This is a genomic window from Rhodothermales bacterium (assembly GCA_039944855.1).
Lineage (GTDB): Bacteria > Bacteroidota > Rhodothermia > Rhodothermales > JANQRZ01 > JBBSMX01.
This window is the reverse complement of record JBDUXZ010000034.1, coordinates 22,977-41,362: the sequence shown is the minus strand read 5'-3', so window position 1 is coordinate 41,362 and position 18,386 is coordinate 22,977. Positions and strand designations below refer to the sequence as shown.

The following is an 18,386-nucleotide window of genomic DNA, read 5'->3' as shown; positions in this document are numbered from 1 at the left end:
CCGGCCGACGATATGGAGTATCCGTTGAACCGCCATTACGCTATCACTCCAAGCTCGACATCCAAGAGTTCCTCTGAAGCATTGACCCGAGGCGTAGCTACGACATCCAGAGCTGCTGCTCTGTATTGGGAAAGGACCGTGGGGTTATTCATCAGCGAGATGATCTCTTGGTACAAGGCCTCAGCACTGATGGCGACGACGGATCCCGTCACACGATGACTGATCTGCTCTAGCGCCGCCTCGAAGGAAGTAGTTATGATGGGCTTCCCTAGCGCCCTAGCCTCTTGGATGGTCGAGCAACGTCCTTCGATCCTGGAAGTTTGTACGTAGATATCGCACGCTGCCATGTAGCCATACGGGTTGGCCTGCGGCCCAAGGAGCTTCACTTCCGCATCAAGACCCTGTTCTCTGATGCTGCTCCGAACGGCCGCTGTATAATCGAGATCATAATCGGGGCCGATGACCCACCACGTGAAACGGATCCCATCGCGCTTGAGGTGGGCAGCCGCTCCCACCAAGAGGTCGATCCCTTTCTCGTAGGACAGCCGCGCGACCGTGCACAGGGTGAACGAACCACTCCGGGCTGGCACCTCGATCTGTGCGAGGCGCCGGATACGCTCGGCGTCGATGATGTTGTGCCGCACTCTCACCTTGGATTTCAGGGTGGGAAACCGCTCGACTAGGGCTTCCATACCGCTCGCTGACACGCAGTTGATCACATCGAAACGCTCGTACGTCCGCTCCATCCCGCTCAGGCCGTGAGCGCCATACAGCGCGGGATGGGTGTGGCACCACATGATCCTCTTGCCCGCCACGACGCGGTCCGCGACGTACTGATTGCTGAAGCTGTCGAGCATGGCGTAGCCAACCGCGACATCATACTCGCCGGGCAAGGCTTCGACGCGGCTGGCCAGATACCGCATGCGTTTCCCAACATCGCCGCTAATCCGCGCGGTCGCCCAGTTCGCCACATTGCGAGCCGCTGCACCCCAGCGCCCTTGCCTCAGTAGCGTGGGAATAGCCCTCTTGAGGCCGGCGTAGGGGACGAGATCCCTGAAGGAGATCAGCTTAACGTGCTCTGGAACCATATCCTCCCCTTCACCCGAGGAATTGAGCAAGACGAGGGTGAGGTCATCGCGCGAGTAGTCGACATGCCGCAGCAAGTCGAGCAAACTGGTTGACACCCCCCCGATGGGGCGGATCCATTCAGCTACGATGACGACTTTTCTCATGTGCGACCCGACGCCCGAGGCATCCCGTTTGGTTCAACTCTGAAGGAGGGACTATCTGCCATTTCCTACAATCAACCCAACGCTACGTGCGTGGAGGACAGAGCGGAATCTCGCCTCTTATCGACGGCGCGCCTTGCTGGAGAAACCAGCCGTACCGTCTTGCGCATCGCCCGGATCGAGCCCAGCGCCAGCGGGCGGGGCAACGTGACGAGCAGCAGCAGCAGAGCCGTTTTCGCATCCAAGTCTGCTTTCTGCCGAAAGCCCGAGGTAGCCTGCAGGTGTTCCCGTATCTCGCTCAACGCCTCGCTCAGCAATTCGTCCGCGATGTTGTTCGCGATGAACCAGATGCTCCTGTAGACCTTGGCGGCCAATTGTCCGGCTGCTCCTGGCGCGCGCCCACCCCTTTCGAGGGCTTCGGCGATCATCCGCTGGGTGGCGAACTGGTCGAACAGCTTCGTCCCGCCCGAGCCCGTAATCGAAGTGCCACGCTGCCTGTAGTGGTAGAAAGGCTCCTTCAGGTGGAAGACCCGCTCCGCGTGGAGACCCAGTTCCCAGTGGAAGGGTCCATCTTCGTAGTAGTGGCCCACCGGAAAGCGGAGGCTACGCTCCTGGACCAGCGGGGCCCTGATGAACTTGAGCCAGGCGAACTGGGGTAACGCGAAGAAGCTCGCATCGCGAGCAGGGATCTCGCTGAGTGAAGCCCCGGCGTGCGCCCTCTGCCGGTGGACCTGGCTCCCATCTCGAAATGGAGCGAAGTCAAAAAGCACCAGATCCGCGTCGTTGTCCAGCGCGCACTCGACACACGATTCCACCAGATCTGGCTCGACGAAGTCGTCGGAATCTATGAACAGCAGGTAGTCTCCCCGGGCCGCCTCGATGCCCGTGTTGCGTGCAGCGGAAAGCCCGGCGTTCTGCGCATGCCGTAGGAGGCGCACGCGCCCGTCGACGGCATGCTTCTCAAGCGCCCGCAACGAGTCGTCGGTGGAGCAATCTTCCACGAGGAGGATCTCGAGGTTACGGTACGTCTGGCCCTTCACCGATTCCAAGCACGCATCGATGTACCCCTCTACATTGTAGACGGGAACGATGACCGAGACCAGGGGCTGCGTACGAGTTGTCATGGCCGTGTGAGGGCTTTCTGGAGTTCCGCGTAGTGGCTCACGTCCACCGGAGCCGCATTCGTCTCGGCCGGCGCTGAGGCAAGCAGGTTCTCCAGCCTCTCTTCTACAGACGCGAGTTGATCGGGACGCACAAGCTGGACGAGGGGATTGTCGCTGAGCCAGTCCTCATAAGTCTGCCGGATCTTGTGGTTCGAGTTCGGCAGCACCAGGCACGGTGTGCCTGCAACTACGGCCATGATCATACCGTGCAGGCGGTCGGTCACTACGAGTCGGGCCGAGCGGAACTGGTCAACTTTGTCCCGCAGCAGTCCACGGCAATGGTCCTCCCTCAGTCCGGAGCCGCCGGCGTGCGTATCCGTGATCTTCACCTCCAGGCCCGTACGCGCCAGGGCCGCGCCTAGCGCCTGGCGTTGTTCTTCGGTGACGGCTCGCTCTCGGTCCCCCCGCATGCAGAGCAGGATGCCGTCTCTGGGCGTGACGGCGTCCGCACCGAGGTCAGTGGCGGTCGCGCTGAGAACTACGTCCGGCGCGTATCCCACCCGGACCGAATCGTGTGCGGAGAACAGGTCACGCAGCTTATCCCGGCTGACCGCTTCGCGGGCGAAGACGTGCAGATCGCCGTGACCGGAGTAAATGTCCACGATCCGCTCGATGGCCTTCGCCGACTCCGGCGAGTCCTCCCAGTCGAGGGTTTGCGGGAAGCAGACGATCCGATTCCGGGGAAAGCTGCGGATTACCAGCTGGCGCAGCGCCTCGATCTCCGGATAGAGCGATCCCATGTTGCCGCCCCCGACGATGGTGACAAGGTCAGAGGGAGTGATTTGCTTCTTGATCGAGCGGAGGAGGGAGCGCGTCTTGCTGATCGGCACTACGACCACGTTGTATTGCCCTGCATGACTCTTCAAGAAGTGCTCTTGCGCCGCGGTAATGGCTATGTCGCCGATGTTGCCATAGTCAGCCGCGAGAAAAAGGAAAGCCCTCCTATCCCCCGACAGATCGAGGTCTTCCCTGACTACGATTGACCGGACCCGCTGTTTGAGCTTAAGTGGCACCCAGCCTTTAATAGAATCAATCATAGATCTCAAGGTGAGTTGCATTCGACTTCCTTAAATCCAAGACTCCATGCCCCACCTGAACGGTGCCGTAAAAAGCCTAGCATTACTTCGTGTTTATACAGGAGAGCCAATCCACCACAGGCACCTCATCTTCGAAGTAGGAACGCCATCCTTCAAACTCGGTGTGACCGGAGACGAAGATGAAATCCATTCCGAACTGCTTTGCTACTTCGAAGTCGTAGCGGCTGTCGCCCAGATAGACTGCCTCTCTCCCGAGCGGACGGGTGTGACCAATCTCCGTAAAGACCTCGCCCTTGGTACGAGGACTGCCATAGATTGCATCGAAGTAACTGGATAGGCCTCGCACCTGCAGTACATGCCGAACCTCTTCCTCCAAGCCTCCGGAGATCACGGCTCGGTATGTGCCCTCGGGCAGTCGGTCCAGGAACTCACGAAGGCCGGGCGTTTCGGGACAAACGAGGAGCCGCTCTTTAACGAGGCGCCCGTATTCTCGGATGCCCGCTTCGATCTCTTCCTCCGCGCCGCATCGGTCGAGAAGTTCTTCGTAGAGGTATCTGACTTTCACGAAGCGCGACACCCCACCTTGCTGACGGTGATGCGTCACTAGCGCGTCCGCTACGTCCTCACCGAATGGTAGCGCCAGAGCGTGGAAGGCTTCGGTCTTGACCGCGTTGGAGTCTAGCAGGACGCCGTCGCAGTCGAACAGCCAGGTCGAGTACGGACCAATCGTCATACGAGACCCCGTTCTTTCATCGCCCGCTCTACCACAACCACATCGCTGGGCACGTCTACGGCGAGCGAGCCGCCTGCCACCTTCACCATCTGGATGCCGACCCCAATTTCCAGGAATCGCAAGATCTCAATGTCCTCACTCCGCTCCAGCACAGACTTTCGTCCGAACGTTGCAAAGGCACACAGTTCGTATCGTGTGAAGGCGTAGATGCAGACCTGCTTCCAATACGCCTCTGGAGCATTGCGCTCGTCCTTAAACCCCGGCACCGCACGCCGCGACATGTAGAGCATTCGGCCCTCCTCGTTCGCTACGACTTTCGGGATGTTGACGTTGTGCGGATCCTCGTCGGGACCGAGTTGCGTCATCGCATTGGCGACCAGATTCGGCATCCGTCTCTTCGTCTCGATCACCTGTCTAATACTAGCAGGATTAAGCATCGGCTCGTCGCCCTGCACATTCACGTAGAGGTCAGCTTCTACCTGCTCGGTCGCCTCCGCGAGCCGGTCCGTGCCTGTGAGCGCATCCGACGAGGTCATGAGTGCCTGGTAGCCGAACTCCTCAACGACCGACCGGATGCGTGCGTCGTCCGTCAGAACGTAAGTGTGCTCCTGACCGACTGCCTCCGCCGTGAGACGAGCCACGTGCGCAACCATCGGTACCCCCAGTAAGGGCACGAGCGGCTTAGCGGGAAAGCGGCTTGACGCGTAGCGAGCCGGAATAAAAGCAACCGATCTCACTATTCCCCCCCCACTATCTTATGAGTTACAGCGAACGGAACGACATCTACTCCCATCACCGCCGCGCTTTTATACCAGCTACCAAGTTGCCCTTCGGTAAAGCTCCGAGGCCCTATCGTTACACATTCTAAAGAATCGCCATATAGAATCTTGAAGTTCACGACTGCAGCAGATGATATGCCTACAATACGCTTAGGCACTCCCCTATCCATAGGAAGAAGTTCCAGAGGAGCGGCGGGTCTTTGAATGCTTATACCTAAAGCAGAAACTGCTTCTAGAGTCTCCTCCTCTTCGGCAGGGTGGGGAAAGTAATGAGTAACGCCGTACCTAGCCACGGCAAGCGATACGATGGCAACATAATCTTCCAGACTTAACTGACGGCCTACCCCTCGCGGCTGACCCACAAACCACGACTGATCTGTCGCGCCCACCCCTTTTATCAACTCTCTCGTCACTGTATAGTTATTTTTGTGCCATATCTTTTCTGGCTCTATGTCATATGCTGTAAACCACAGGAGGTTCGTATGCCTCCGCGAAACTGATAGAGTAGTTACCCCTTCATCTACGGCGACAATCTCCATACTTGGCAATAGCCTAGCAAATCTTTGCTGAAACCTTCCCGGCCATAGAGTGGGAGCGACGATGTCAGTTCCTAATAGTACCCTAGGTTCAATGAGAAGGGCCTGTGCTGCCCAGATCCAGTTCTCCAACCTATAGACTGGCCCTCTTATAATACGAGGTGTAATTTCTGACCATCTCACCCTATCAATCCATTTCACTTTACATTTTGGGTGGTATACATCCATCACCCGTTTCATCTCCTCCTTCCTCTCTTTAAGGGGAGCCAAAATAATTAACCCCTTATTCCGAACTTTGAGATGTTCAAAAAACTCAATAATATTTAGGGCAGCCAACCCACTTTGGGCTATAGCTACGGCTCTATATCGACCCATACACTGTTGATTTGCAATACACTAAGCACATAAAAAAACCACTGGACATACGGAGCTTCAGACCATAGCGTATACACTAGTATTGGCAAGAGGATACTTTGTCGGGGTGAGTGAAACGGGGTCGAAGTTCATACTCGACTTTCTGAACACCTGTAATACCCACTCCATCTCTGCGTTACGGGGGTCTCCCGCCGGATATCCGTCGAATCCGGCCAGCAGAATGCGCGAGGCACGTCCAGATAAGCTCATCGCGAACGCGTAGGGTACCACGAGCGAGGTTGGTAACGTGCAGAAGGTCTCGGCATAGGAAAGCGTTCCCTCCTCAACCGTCATCCCATAGTCGAGCAGCTCCTTATTTCTCAGCCCAGCACGGACGTGCTCTGGTAGCATCGAAGCTGGGGTTACGAGTGGCTGCGGGAGCCGAGCGTGCGTGGGGCCGTCTGCTAGGAGCCGTACCGGGTGGCACGCTGCTCGCACGTCGATCAACTCCGCATCGATGCTGCTCTGCGTGTTGAGCGCTACAACAACTGGCCGCGCAGTACGGACGAATGTCTCGATTGCGAGTCGGTGCTTTTCCACACCGGGACCGGTTCCGAGGATCAGCACCTCACGCCCCTCCATCAGGTCGCGAGGCCGCCACGTCCCCCGTGGCTCACCCCGATAGAACTGACGAGAGTTCTCGAGCATGTCCACGCTGAACTTCTTTCCACCCTCTGCACTCAAGTGATCGATGACGGCCTGAAGATCCGCTGCCCCGTACCGGCTGTCGTCTAACATCTGCTGAATGTATGTAGGATGAATGCCGTACTTGCCCGCGAGGTAGTAGTACGCGTTTGTGCCCCAGCCGTACTCTTGTTGCATCGGGCGGAACACCCGGTCGATCAGGTTGAGCAGCGGTGTGATGTTACCCGCCCGGCCGCGGTAGGGGGCGAGTTCGAGCGCAAGGTATTCCGTCTTCGCGTTGCCCGGCCCGCGTCCCATTCCTGTCACCGTCCCGTCGATCCACGTGACGCCTTCTTGGATCGCGCGCATCGAATTGGCGAGCGCGTTCCCCATGTTGTCGTGCGTGTGAATGCCGAGCGCTCCCGTCCAGTGCGTCCTGAGCCGCTGGATGATGTGCGCAGTCCGGTCCGGATTGAGCCCCCCGAGACTGTCCGCGAAGTAGAGCACTTCCACGGCGCTCCCCTCGGCCAGAGCGGCGACCGCCTCGATCTCCTCATCCGTCCGGTCCGCAATCTGCATCAGGTTGATCCCGACGATGTATCCCCGGTCCTTAAGCCAGCGCCCCGCGTCCAGCGCCTGCTCGAACTCATGGATGTGGCACGCGAGCCGCACAAGCATCACCGGGGACTCCCCGGCGGAATCGAACAGCCGCTCTAGTGCCGCCTCAATCCCACCCGAATAGTTGACCACGTCGCTCGCGTTCAGCATCACCCCGAGCCTGAGACCGTCCGGCACCTGCAATTCATTGATGTAGCTATCGGTGGTGTACGCGAGGGCGCCCTTAAACCCGTCTGTGCTAGTAAAGCGGAATCCCAGTTCCACGTAGTCCACTTCCAGCGCAGTCATGGCTTGGAGGTATGACTCGACGAGGTCGCGGTCGAAGTCCCACGCGTTGTAATACCCGCCGTCGCGGAGAGTGCAGTCGAGCAGCTTTACATGCATGCGAGCGTGTGTAGCTAGATAGATCAAAAGCCTGTCGGCAGGTAGCGAAACGGGGTTCAGGCCGAGCCGACAGTAGAAAGATTCGCCATCGAACGAAACGCTGAACTGCTTAGCGCCAGGTCTTCATACGTGCCCTGATCCCGGACCTGGCCTTGGTCAAGCAGGTAGATGCGGTCACAGTCCGCGACTGTGCTGAGACGGTGCGCGATGAGGACGATGGTCTTCCGTCCTCCTAGCTCCCGCATCGCCTCCATCACCGCATTCTCCGTGGCACCGTCGAGCGCGCTTGTAGCCTCGTCCATCACGAGCACTTCGGGGTCGTGGTAGAGCGCTCGGGCGATCCCAATGCGCTGGCGCTGCCCGCCCGATAGCCTCACCCCGCGTTCGCCTACAACGGTGCCATACCCCTCTGGCAAGGACGTGATGAACTCGTGCAGGTGTGCGATCCGCGCCGCCCGCTCTACGCGCTCCAGCTCCATCTGCCCTTCAGGAACGCCGAAAGCGATGTTCTGTGCGATCGAATCGTCACAGAGAAAGATCTGCTGAGGCACATACCCTATTTGCTGTCGCCACGCCCCCAGGTTCGAAACCATCAACGGCGTGTCGTCTACGAAAATCCGCCCGACCTCGGGCGTGTAGAGCCCCAAGAGCAAGTCCACTAGCGTCGTCTTACCCGAGCCACTCACCCCTACCAGCCCGATCGTCTGATTGCGCGGAACCGAGAGCGATACACTTCGCAGCGCAGGGCGGTCGGCCTCTGGGTAGCGGAACGTCACGTCCTCGAACCGGATGGCCTCCTCGAACGGGAGTTCACCAGCGTCTGCGGCCATCGAAAGGGGGACGAACCGGTCGAGGTCGTTTGTAAGGTCGTCCAGTGCGGCGCGGTTAAACCGGATGGAGGCTACGCCGCTGAACAACTGCTGCAACTCCGGCAACAGCCGATAGCCCGCGAACGCATAGAGGCTGATCGTCGGAAGGATCTGCGCGAGCCCCTGCCCGGCCTGCAGGTAGTAGAGCACGATCATCACGATCCCCCCGAACGCGACGGTCTCGAAGAGGTATCGTGGGAGTTGGGTGAGGGTCGCGTTCGAGGCCACCGCTTTCGAGAAGGTCCATGAGGCCGGAGCGAAGCGCGACGTAAACGCCCCCTCCCGCCCCAGCACCTTCACGTCCTTGATCCCTCCGAACGCCTCCGCTGTCACCTTGAACCGCTCTTGGTTCGCAACCACACGCTCACGTCCTAGTTGGCGCTGCTTAGCCTTGACGAGTGTGTAGAGTCCTCCATAGGCCCCGCCCAGCACGAGCACGATTACGAGCGCCAGCATCGGGTCGAGCACGATCAGCAGCCCCACTAGTGCCAGCACCACGAGCGACCGGGCTGTGATGTTCAGCACCGGTGTCAACACGCCGGTAATGACTTGCTGCACTTCGGTGAGGATCGTCTTGCTAAACGCGGCACTGTTGCGTTCGACGAAGAAGCTGTACGGTTGCGCTAGGTAGCCCCGGAGCAGCCGGTTCGATAGCCGGTGATGCGTCCCCCATGAGAACCGCAGCATGCCCCACAGCGCGAGCGCGCTGAACGCGTTGCTCACCGCCAGCACAACTACTACGGCCACGCCCAGCGCTGCCAGGAACGCCGTCGTGGATGTAAACCCGAACGCCTCATAAGCTGCGCGGAGCCAGTCGTTGCTCTGCACCACGGACGGGTCCGCAACCACGCTCATGAATGGCGCGATGCTCCCCACGCCCACCATCTCTACTCCCGCCCGCACTACGAGCGCTACGGCGAGAATCGCAAGCTGCCCCCGCTCGCGGCGGTTGAACAGGCTGCTGAGCTGACGGAAGAGCGAGGGCAAAATATTGTGAGACAAATTGGTAAGGGAGGGCGCGAGGATACCCGCTCGTGGGTCCAGTATCGGTGCATTCGGCGCTCACTTCAACCCTTCGTCTCATCTTGACACGACAAGTGAGACACAGCCGACGCTCGACGCCTCCGTAGCTGCTTGTTGGTTTAGCGAAGCCGACTGCATACGCCTCCAACGAACCCATCCGTTTGCGCTACGCCGTGGCTTAAGCTTCGTCGGGCGTGGAGCTACGGAGCGGGGCGTTAAGCGGTTGTACCGAGCCGCTCCATCCGGTACTTGCCCGAGCGGACGCGCTCGCACCACGTCGCGTTGTCGAGGTACCACCGGACGGTCTTGCGCAGCCCCGTCTCGAACGTCTCGCGCGGCGTCCAGCCCAGCTCCCGCTCGATCTTCGAGGCGTCGATGGCGTAGCGCCAGTCGTGGCCAGGGCGGTCGGTGACGAAGGTGATGAGGTCGGCGTGGGGCGCGCCGTCAGGGTGGAGTTCGTCCATGAGCCCACAGATCGCGTGGACTACGTCGAGGTTCGTCTGCTCGTTGAGGCCGCCCACGTTGTACGTCTCCCCCGGCGTGCCCCGCTCCAGCACGGCCACGAGCGCCTCTACGTGGTCCTCCACGAAGAGCCAGTCGCGCACGTTCTTCCCCTCGCCGTAGACCGGGATCGGCTGCCCGTCGAGCGCCTTCAGGATCACGACCGGGACCAGCTTCTCGGGAAACTGGAATGGGCCGTAGTTATTCGAGCAGTTCGTGACGAGGACGGGGAGCCCGTAGGTCCGGTGCCACGCCCGGGCAAGGTGGTCGCTCCCGGCCTTCGACGCGGAATACGGCGACGACGGATCGTAGGGCGTCTCCTCCGTGAAGAGCCCTTCGTCGCCGAGGGCGCCGTACACCTCGTCGGTGGAGACGTGGAGGAATCGGAACGCCTCGCGCTCCGTCTCTCCCAGCTCTTTCCAATAAGCCCGCGCCGCGTCGAGCAGCGTGAACGTCCCGACGAGGTTCGTCTGCACGAACGCGGCGGGCCCGTCGATCGAGCGGTCCACGTGACTCTCGGCCGCGAGGTGCAGCACGCCGACCGGCCGATACGTCGCGAAGAGCCGCGCCACAGCGCCGGCGTCGCAGATGTCGACCTGCTCGAACGTGTAGCGCGGATCGTCCTCCACCGCCGCGAGAGATTCCAGGTTGCCCGCGTACGTCAGCTTGTCGACGTTGACGACGTGGTAGTCCGTGTGCCGGATGAGGTGGCGCACCAGCGCCGAGCCGATAAAGCCGGCCCCGCCGGTGACGAGGAGCGTGTTGGGGACTGCATGCATATCTGAATGACTGCCGCGCGTTGGCTCGTGGCTCAAGCGATACGGCCACGAGGTGACGCCGAACGATGCAGCAAACGCTTACGCCTTCTATCGTACGAAAAATAGGAGCCTCGCCGCAGCGAGTAGCCGCTACCTGCTGAGCGAGGAGGCTGGAATACAGAGGGAGCGGCGCCGGCCGAAGCCGGCGCGGACTATGCCGTAACCGGCCTGCCCTTGAGCGCCCGACGTGTGTCGACGACGAGGCGCGCCTTCTCCGCGATCGCGTCCCAATCGTAATCCGAGTGATCGGTGACGACGATCGTGCAGTCGGCCGAGGCGAGGGCAGCGTCGAGGTCGTCGACGGAGGTGAGTTCGTGGCCGTCCTCGCGGAAGCTCGGGACGTGGGGATCGTGGTAGACCACGTCGGCGCCCTTCGCTTGCAGGAGCGCGATGATGTCGAGGGCCGGGCTCTCGCGCATGTCCGAGATGTCCTTCTTGTACGCCACCCCGAGCACGAGCACGCGGCTGCCGTTGACGGCCTTGCCCGCGTCGTTGAGCGCGTCCTGCACGCGCTGCACCCAGAACGCCGGCATCCCCGTGTTCACCTCGCTCGCGAGGTCGATGAAGCGCGCCGTGTAGTTGAGCGTGCGGAGCTTCCACGAGAGGTAGAGCGGGTCGATCGGGATGCAGTGGCCGCCGAGGCCAGGGCCGGGCGTGAACTTCATGAACCCGAACGGCTTCGTCGCCGCCGCGTCGACGATCTCCCACGCGTCGAGCCCGAGCTTGTCGCACATCAGCAGCAGCTCATTCGCGAGGCCGATGTTGACGGAGCGGAACGTGTTCTCGAACAGCTTCACCATCTCGGCCGCCTCCGAGCTCGATACCGGGACGACGGTCTCAATGGCAGCCCCGTAGAGCGCGGCGCCGGCGCGGGAGCACGCGGGCGTGATGCCGCCCATCACCTTCGGCGTGTTCACCGTCGTCCAGTCCTCGCGGCCGGGATCGACGCGCTCGGGCGAGAAGCAGAGGAAGAAGTCCTCGCCCGCCTTGAGGCCGCGGTCTTCGAGCGCCGGCAGGATGATCTCCGTCGTCGTGCCGGGGTACGTCGTGCTCTCGAGGACGACGACCATGCCGGGGTGGACGAACTCGGCAATCTGCTCGGTGGCGGCGATGATGTACGAGATGTCGGGGTCGCCCGTCTTGCGGAGCGGCGTCGGGACGCAGATCGAGACGCCGTCGCAGCCGGCGAGCAGGCTAAAGTCGGTCGTCGCCGTGATCAGCCCCTGCTCGACGAGCGGGCCGAGCCGGCTGTCAGGGATGTCCTCGATGTGCGACGTGCCGGCGTTGAGGCCGTCGGCGACGCGCTGATTCACGTCGATGCCGACGACCTGAAACCCCGCCTCGGCGAAGACGACGGCAAGCGGGAGGCCGACGTAGCCGAGGCCGATGACGCCCACGCGGGCGGTCTTGTCGTCGATACGGGCGAGGAGGCCCTGGAGCGCTTCGGGCGTGTTAGCAGCGGACATAGTGCGGACTGCGAAAGTGGAGATCGAAGAGAAAAAAGAGAACGTAGCGTCAGCCGACCGACGAGGCGGAGGGCGACGGGCTGGAGGCATAGGTGGCGAGGTACCACGAGATCGCTTCGCGGAGCCCGTCGGCGGCGGCGTGCGTCGGCGCGTAGCCGATGCGTGCGCGTGCCTGACCAATGTCGGCGAGCGAGTGGCGAATATCTCCGGAGCGGAACGGGCCGTACTCGGCCTCGGGCAGCGTCAGGTCCGGCCGCTCCGCCTCGATGTTCTGGACGATGGCGGCGTAGAGTCCGTTGAGCGTCGTGCGATCGCCGTACGCGATGTTGTAGACCGTGCCGGTGGCGTCGCTCGGCGCGATACCGGCTCGAAGGTTGGCCTGCACGACGTTCGCGATGTAGCAGAAGTCCCGGCTCGTCTCGCCGTCGCCGAAGATCATCGGCCGGTCGCCGTCGAGAAGCTGGCCGATCCACTTCGGGATCACGGCAGCGTACGCACCGCTCGGGTCCTGCCGCCGCCCGAACACGTTGAAGTAGCGGAGGCCGATGACTTCGAGCCCGTAATGGTCCTGGAAGGTGCGGGCGTAGAGCTCGTCCGTCCGCTTCGACACGGCGTAGGGCGACAGCGGCGTGCCGACTTCGGCTTCCACCTTCGGCAACCCCGGATGGTCGCCGTACACGGACGACGACGAGGCGTACACGAAGCGGCCCACGCCCGCGTCGCGCGCGGCGACGAGCATATTCACGAAGCCGTCAACGTTGACGGCGTGCGTCGAAAGTGGGTCTTCGATGGAACGCGGCACCGACCCGAGCGCCGCCTGATGCAGCACGACGTCGGCACCTTCGCACGCCCGACGGCACGCGTCGAGGTCACGGATGTCACCTTCGATGAAGGTGAAGCGCGCGGTGGCTTCGGCCCCCACCCGCCCTATCACGTCGTCGAGGTTATGTCGGTAGCCCGTCGAGAAGTCGTCGAGCCCGACGACGTGGTGCCCCGCGCTCAGCAGCGCCTCCACCAGGTTCGAGCCGATGAACCCCGCGCACCCTGTAACCGTCCACGTGAGCGGCTCGGCAGGCAGGAAGGAACGGAGGGCGTCAGGGGGCACAGGAGGGGAACGTTTGGGGAGGTGGGCTTGAATTCGCCCGACCCGTCCCGGTTCAGATCTCGGGACACTGCGAAGCGATGATGCTGGCGAACAGGCCCGGTATCGGCCAGGCAGTCCGCATGATAAAGCGTCTGCGCGCCCATCCGAGTGCATCGGGTGCTCTTAACGGAATCATTGCACGCGCTCCACCCGACCTCAACCTCGCGGAACGCATTCGGACTCCAGTGGCAACACGAGCCGATTCACGCCGGCTTAGGGTGTACGAGCGCAAAGTATCTCTGCCCTTTCGTGTCGGTATCGCACCCGAGCACGGGGCCCATTCCTAACGCCTATTCCGGGAAAGCCTGATAGCTTCCCCTCCCACGCTTCCGTATCCTGCCGTGCAGCGGTTGCCCGCCTCCGCTCAAGCGGCGAGCATCGGACCTGGCAGCGCGCCGTAGACCAGGCGGGCACAAACGTAGAGAGGGCGCTCCCGAGCCTCGGGGGCGCCCTCTTCGTACGAAAGGGGGAAAGCGGCTTCGCTACGTGGGGAGCAAGGGGTGGGAGGCTCCCTTACTCACGGCGTCCCGCATCGGCTAAGCAAACCGATACCCTCACGCGGCTTACATCTTACTTGTATCGGTAGACGATCCGGCCCTTAGAGAGATCGTACGGCGACATCTCCACGTCGACACGGTCGCCGGGGAGGATGCGGATGAAGAACTTCCTCATCTTGCCGGAAAGCAGGCCGAGGATCTTGTGACCGTTCTCGAGCTCGACTCGAAACTGAGCGTTGGGAAGGGCATCGGTGACGACGCCTTCGAGTTGGATAGGCTGTTGCTTAGACATAGGCAGTGCGCCTCAGCGCATTGGTAACGGACATCGCGGCAGGCCGCGCGAAAATCACTCACGCGAATGGTCTGTATACGGCCGAACACTCCTCAAGGTCCGCTCACCGTGTGTAGACCTCGTGCAGGGATGCGCCGCGTCGGCCGTGGGCGAACTCAGGCTCCCTCGTCGTAGGAGCGAGCGACGGTGATGTGGAAGACCGGTTGGCGGACTTCCATCGTCACCATCACCTTGCCTTCGGCCTGCATCTCGCGGAGAACCTGGCCGAGCTCCGCTTGCAACTCGCGCGACATCCGTGCGGCTCCGGCCTCCGTCGCCGCGTCCTCCATCCGGCGCAAGTGAGGCTCCAGCCACGGCGCCTCGGCCGTGTCGAGCGCCAGCACCGGCTCCGACGGCGGGCGGAAGCTGCTGTATGCGATGTCGACGGTCGTCCCGTACATGTGCGTGCTCTCACCGCGGGCGGCGTTGGGATTGACGCGGCGGAGGCTGGCCTGGTCCTCAGCCGTCCGCAACACGGAGGTCACTTCGAGCCGGAGCGGTGGCACGCCCAGATCCGCTAGCCGTGCCTGAAACCGCTCGCCGATCTCAGTCAACAACCCTTCCACGTCGGGTGTAACGAGCGCCGTGGAGTAGTCGAGACCGCGGACGGTCCAGTAATGAGAGTTGTCCAGCCGCACCAGGCGGCCCTCGGCGAGCAGCCGCTCCCGAGCGTTCGCGCCGACCGGCTGCGGGACCCCGAGGCGACGGGCGACAGCGAGGTGGTCGTCGTTGCGGTAGCGGTCAAAGGTGCGGGTCTGGGCCGTCGTAAGAAGGGGGACGGGCCGGAGCGCGGACTCGATGGAATCGGCGTGCGCCAGGATCCGGTCGAGGTTCGTCGAAAGGACGCGCTCGCTCTCGGCAAGGGCCTCGGCTGCGTCCTGCCTCTCATCGGTCGCATCGGGCTGCGCGTCCACTTCGGAAGCTGCGGGAGCCGGGGTCGTCTCCAGTTCGCACCCATTGAAAACGAATGCGGCGACGAGGACGATGATCGGTGCGTATTTCACCATGAGAGCCAGCACGAGAGGGACGATAGAGGTAGTAGGACGCACCCCACTGTACGCCCGTCCCGCCAACGGTTTCCCACTACCGCGCTGTCCCCTCGCCGCTCCGACTTCGTCCTCTTCGCGAGCGAGACTCCTACTCAAGAATCCGGAGCACGAGGACGGCGAGCGCCGCGACGGACGTCGTGACGCTGAGCGCGTCGCGCCACGTGAAGCGCTGCTGCGTTTGCACGGAGAGGCTGACGAGGTCGCCGTCCTGCAAGTCCGGGAGCGGCGTGTCCAGCGCTGTCAGCGCGTCGAGCGTCGTCGTCAGCACGGCGGTGCGGCCGGCCGCCGCTTCGCGTAGGATCTCGACGTGCACGTTCCGCACCGATCGGTCGTCCGCTGACGGAATGGAAGGCCCACCCGCCAATGTCAGCACCTCGATCAGGTCCATGTCGCGCTCCACCTGATAGACGCCGGGCGACCGGACGGCCCCCCACACGCGGACGTCCATCGTCGGCTGCCCCGGGTTTGCGTAGCGATAGACCGCTACGCCCGAGTTCGTCGTGAGGGTCTGCGCCTCGGCGGAACCGGCGCCGAGCATCGTGAAGCAGAAGAGGAAGAGGGCGAGACGCATCGAGCGGCGGGACTGGAGGGGGAAGGCAGAATACAGCGGGCGCAGACTACGTCCGGCGTCACACCTCGACGGACGCCGGGGTGGACGGGGATTCCGCTCCGCTCGAGAGCGCGAAGCTGTCGGCGGCGCCGTACCCGTAGCCATACCCGTAGCCGTACCCGTAGCCTTTCGCTTCGCGGCCCGTGAACTTGTTGAGCACGCACCCGATCACGGGCACCCCGGACACTTCGAGGTGCTCGCGCGCGCGCTCCAGCGTCGTCCAGTCCGTCTCCTTCGCCACGGCCACGAGGACGGCCGCATCGCAGAGCGTTGCGACGAGCACGGGGTCCGTGACGGCGAGCGCGGGCGGCGTGTCGAAAATGACGATGTCGAAGGCCTGGCGCATCTCGCCCACGAGGTCGCGGAGGCGCCGCGAGCCGAGGAGCTCGGCGGGGCTCGGCACAGACTTCCCGGCGGGCAGCACGTAGAGGTTTTCCACCTCGTCGTCGAAGTGGTCCCACGTCACCTTCAGCCGGCGGCGGAACGCCTCCCAATCGGGCGGGCTGGAGCGGAAGAGGAGCTCGCTCAGCCCGTTCTGCCGCGGGATGTTGAGGTGGCTATGGACGGTCGGGCGGCGGAGGTCGGCGTCGACGAGGAGCGTGCGGTGGCCGGCCTGCGCCATCGAGATCGCGAGGTTCATCGCCGTGGTCGACTTGCCCTCGCCCGGGCCCGAGCTCGTCAGCAGGAGCACCTGCACGCGCTTGTCGGGGAGGCTGAACCGGATGCTCGTCCGGAGGTGGCGCACCGCTTCGGTCACCGGCGAGAGCGGGTGCAGCGCCGCCGCGAGCGTCGCCCGCACCTCGTGGGAGTCGATGCGGACGAGGTCTTTGCCGCCGAAATTCCGCTTGATGATGTCGGCCATGTCCGGCACCACGCCGAGCACGCTGAACCCGTGCTGGCGGAGGTCCTCCGGCGTACGGATGCGGTGGTCGAGCGTCCGCCGCATGAGCGCGAGCCCGACGCCGAGCACGAGACCGAACAGCATGCCGACGAGCATGTTGCGCAGCGGCTGCGGGCTGACCGGCTGCCACGGCACGTCCGCCCGACGGATGACCTCGACGTAGCCGAGCTCGGACTCCTCGGCCACCCGGGCCTCCTGCAGCTTCTCGACGAGGAAGAGGTACGTCCGCTCCGTGGACTGCCGCTGCCGCGAGAGCTGGGCGAGTTCGATCGTCTGCCGTGGGATGTCGCGCAGGCGCGATTCGTACGACTGGAGCTGGTTCTGCAGCACGGCGAGCCGCGCCTGAAGGCCCTGGATTCGGATCCGCTTCTCGACGACCTGCCGCTTGAGCTGGGTGACGTACGACAGCGCGGACCCGCCCGCCTCCGGCCCCATGCCGCCTACGGCAAGTACCTCCCGGACGTACTGCTGGGAGAGCGCGTCCACCTGCTGGCGCAAGCCCGCGATGCTCGTCGTGATCACACGGAGGTCCTCGTTCGCGCTCTCGTTGCCGCGCAGCGACGGGTCGACGGCGTAGTAGTCGCTGGCCTGGAGTTCGAGCTGGGCGATCCGCTCCTGCAGCACGCGGATCTCGTTCTCCACGCCCGAGGCGATCCGCCGGACGAGGCCGGGCTCGACCTCCTCCACCTGCTGCTCGAGCGAGCGCAACGCCGCCCGCTCGACTTCGATCTCGACCCGCGATTCCTCGATGGCCGCGTCGATCGCCGCGATCTGCGACACGGCGTTCTGGCCTTCCGAGTCCAGCGCCACGGCCCCTTCCCGCGTCATGAACTCGGTGAGGCGGTCTTCGACGCCGCTCAGTTCTTCGCTGCGCTTCTGCGCCTGCTCCTCGATGAACGCCCGAGAGCTGACGACGCTGGCGCGGCTCGTCTCCTGACTCCGATTCCGGTACTCCTCGGCGTAGAGATTCGCGATGAGCGCGGCCTCGGCCGGCGCCGTGCTCATCGCCGTGATCGTGATGAGGTCGGCGCGGTCGTTGATGGGAGCGAAGCGGACGCGGCCCGCCATAATCTGGCGGGCCGTCACGTTCACCGTCGGCGATACCCCCTCTACTCCCCCAGCGAGCGGCGTGCCTTCGGGGGCTTCCTCCAGAAGACGTGCCCCCACGCGCTCCGCCAGCGGCAGCGACTGCCGCAGGATCTCGACCTCGTTGTAGAGCGTCCGGTTCGACCCGCCCACCGAGAGGAGGTCTTCGAGCGAGGTCCCGCCCGAGGCCCGCCGGCCGTTCGTATCCACGAGCACGACGCTCGACGCCTGGTAGACCGGCTGCCGCGTGAACGTGTACGCCGCGACGGCCAGCACCACGAGCAGGAACACGGCGACGATCAGCCGCCACTCCTGGCGGAGCATCCGAAGCAGCTCCGCGAGGGTGAGCCCCTCCTCCTCCACAAGCGAGGGGTAGCCGGGGAGCGCGCCTCCGCTCAGGAGCGTATTCACGGGCTGAGCGCCGTGTCCGTTCGGTCCAACCCTGCCGTTCTCCATATCAGGGGTATTGAAACGCGCCGACTCGTTCGATTCACTCATAATATCAATTCCTACGCTCTAGCGTGCCTTCAAATGCGAGATCCCGTCTCCAAATCGACCGCGACGGCGAATAAAA

The 18,386-nt window shown here is 63.1% G+C and carries 15 protein-coding genes; all 15 read right to left on the bottom strand.

The genetic code is table 11. The annotated features are described in order from the left end of the window. Window positions 1-35: 35 nt before the first annotated feature. Window positions 36-1,232: a glycosyltransferase gene (locus ABJF88_17230; GenBank protein ID MEP0548681.1), complete on the bottom strand. Its 1,197-nt coding sequence runs from the start codon at window positions 1,230-1,232 to the stop codon at window positions 36-38. 71 nt (window positions 1,233-1,303) lie between these two features. Continuing rightward, entirely contained in the window at window positions 1,304-2,353 is a 1,050-nt protein-coding gene (locus tag ABJF88_17225) for a glycosyltransferase family 2 protein (GenBank protein ID MEP0548680.1), read from the bottom strand. Beyond that, on the bottom strand, window positions 2,350-3,429 hold the full coding sequence (locus ABJF88_17220) for a polysaccharide pyruvyl transferase family protein (GenBank protein ID MEP0548679.1): 1,080 nt from the start codon (window positions 3,427-3,429) through the stop codon (window positions 2,350-2,352). Before ABJF88_17220 ends, ABJF88_17225 begins: the two co-directional genes overlap by 4 nt. An 82-nt stretch (window positions 3,430-3,511) precedes the next feature. Next, window positions 3,512-4,162, bottom strand: a complete 651-nt coding sequence (locus ABJF88_17215; GenBank protein MEP0548678.1) for an HAD hydrolase-like protein — start codon at window positions 4,160-4,162, stop codon at window positions 3,512-3,514. Next, window positions 4,159-4,899: a 3-deoxy-manno-octulosonate cytidylyltransferase gene (locus ABJF88_17210; protein ID MEP0548677.1), complete on the bottom strand. Its 741-nt coding sequence runs from the start codon at window positions 4,897-4,899 to the stop codon at window positions 4,159-4,161. The genes ABJF88_17215 and ABJF88_17210 overlap by 4 nt, the downstream gene beginning before the upstream one ends. Next, the gene (locus tag ABJF88_17205) at window positions 4,899-5,813 is read right to left on the bottom strand and encodes a hypothetical protein (protein ID MEP0548676.1); all 915 of its coding nucleotides are present in this window, start codon (window positions 5,811-5,813) and stop codon (window positions 4,899-4,901) included. The genes ABJF88_17210 and ABJF88_17205 overlap by 1 nt, the downstream gene beginning before the upstream one ends. Before the next feature lie 96 nt (window positions 5,814-5,909). Continuing rightward, window positions 5,910-7,517: an aldolase catalytic domain-containing protein gene (locus ABJF88_17200; protein MEP0548675.1), complete on the bottom strand. Its 1,608-nt coding sequence runs from the start codon at window positions 7,515-7,517 to the stop codon at window positions 5,910-5,912. Window positions 7,518-7,573: 56 nt separating this feature from the next. Next, window positions 7,574-9,373 carry an ABC transporter ATP-binding protein gene (locus ABJF88_17195; GenBank protein MEP0548674.1) on the bottom strand — a complete coding sequence of 600 codons (1,800 nt, stop codon included), beginning with the start codon at window positions 9,371-9,373 and terminating at the stop codon, window positions 7,574-7,576. Between the two features lie 251 nt (window positions 9,374-9,624). Further along, complete coding sequence (gene rfbB / locus ABJF88_17190) at window positions 9,625-10,689, bottom strand: dTDP-glucose 4,6-dehydratase (protein ID MEP0548673.1); 1,065 nt, start codon at window positions 10,687-10,689, stop codon at window positions 9,625-9,627. Between the two features lie 191 nt (window positions 10,690-10,880). Continuing rightward, on the bottom strand, window positions 10,881-12,194 hold the full coding sequence (locus tag ABJF88_17185; protein MEP0548672.1) for a nucleotide sugar dehydrogenase: 1,314 nt from the start codon (window positions 12,192-12,194) through the stop codon (window positions 10,881-10,883). 49 nt (window positions 12,195-12,243) lie between these two features. Next, a complete protein-coding gene (locus tag ABJF88_17180; protein MEP0548671.1) occupies window positions 12,244-13,299 on the bottom strand; it encodes an SDR family oxidoreductase in 1,056 nt (351 codons plus the stop codon). A gap of 609 nt (window positions 13,300-13,908) precedes the next feature. Further along, complete coding sequence (gene infA / locus ABJF88_17175) at window positions 13,909-14,127, bottom strand: translation initiation factor IF-1 (protein MEP0548670.1); 219 nt, start codon at window positions 14,125-14,127, stop codon at window positions 13,909-13,911. Window positions 14,128-14,282: 155 nt separating this feature from the next. Further along, the gene (locus ABJF88_17170; protein ID MEP0548669.1) at window positions 14,283-15,173 is read right to left on the bottom strand and encodes a DUF5715 family protein; all 891 of its coding nucleotides are present in this window, start codon (window positions 15,171-15,173) and stop codon (window positions 14,283-14,285) included. 130 nt (window positions 15,174-15,303) lie between these two features. Then, the gene (locus tag ABJF88_17165) at window positions 15,304-15,786 is read right to left on the bottom strand and encodes an SLBB domain-containing protein (protein MEP0548668.1); all 483 of its coding nucleotides are present in this window, start codon (window positions 15,784-15,786) and stop codon (window positions 15,304-15,306) included. 58 nt (window positions 15,787-15,844) lie between these two features. Beyond that, window positions 15,845-18,223 carry a polysaccharide biosynthesis tyrosine autokinase gene (locus ABJF88_17160; GenBank protein ID MEP0548667.1) on the bottom strand — a complete coding sequence of 793 codons (2,379 nt, stop codon included), beginning with the start codon at window positions 18,221-18,223 and terminating at the stop codon, window positions 15,845-15,847. Window positions 18,224-18,386 lie beyond the last annotated feature (163 nt).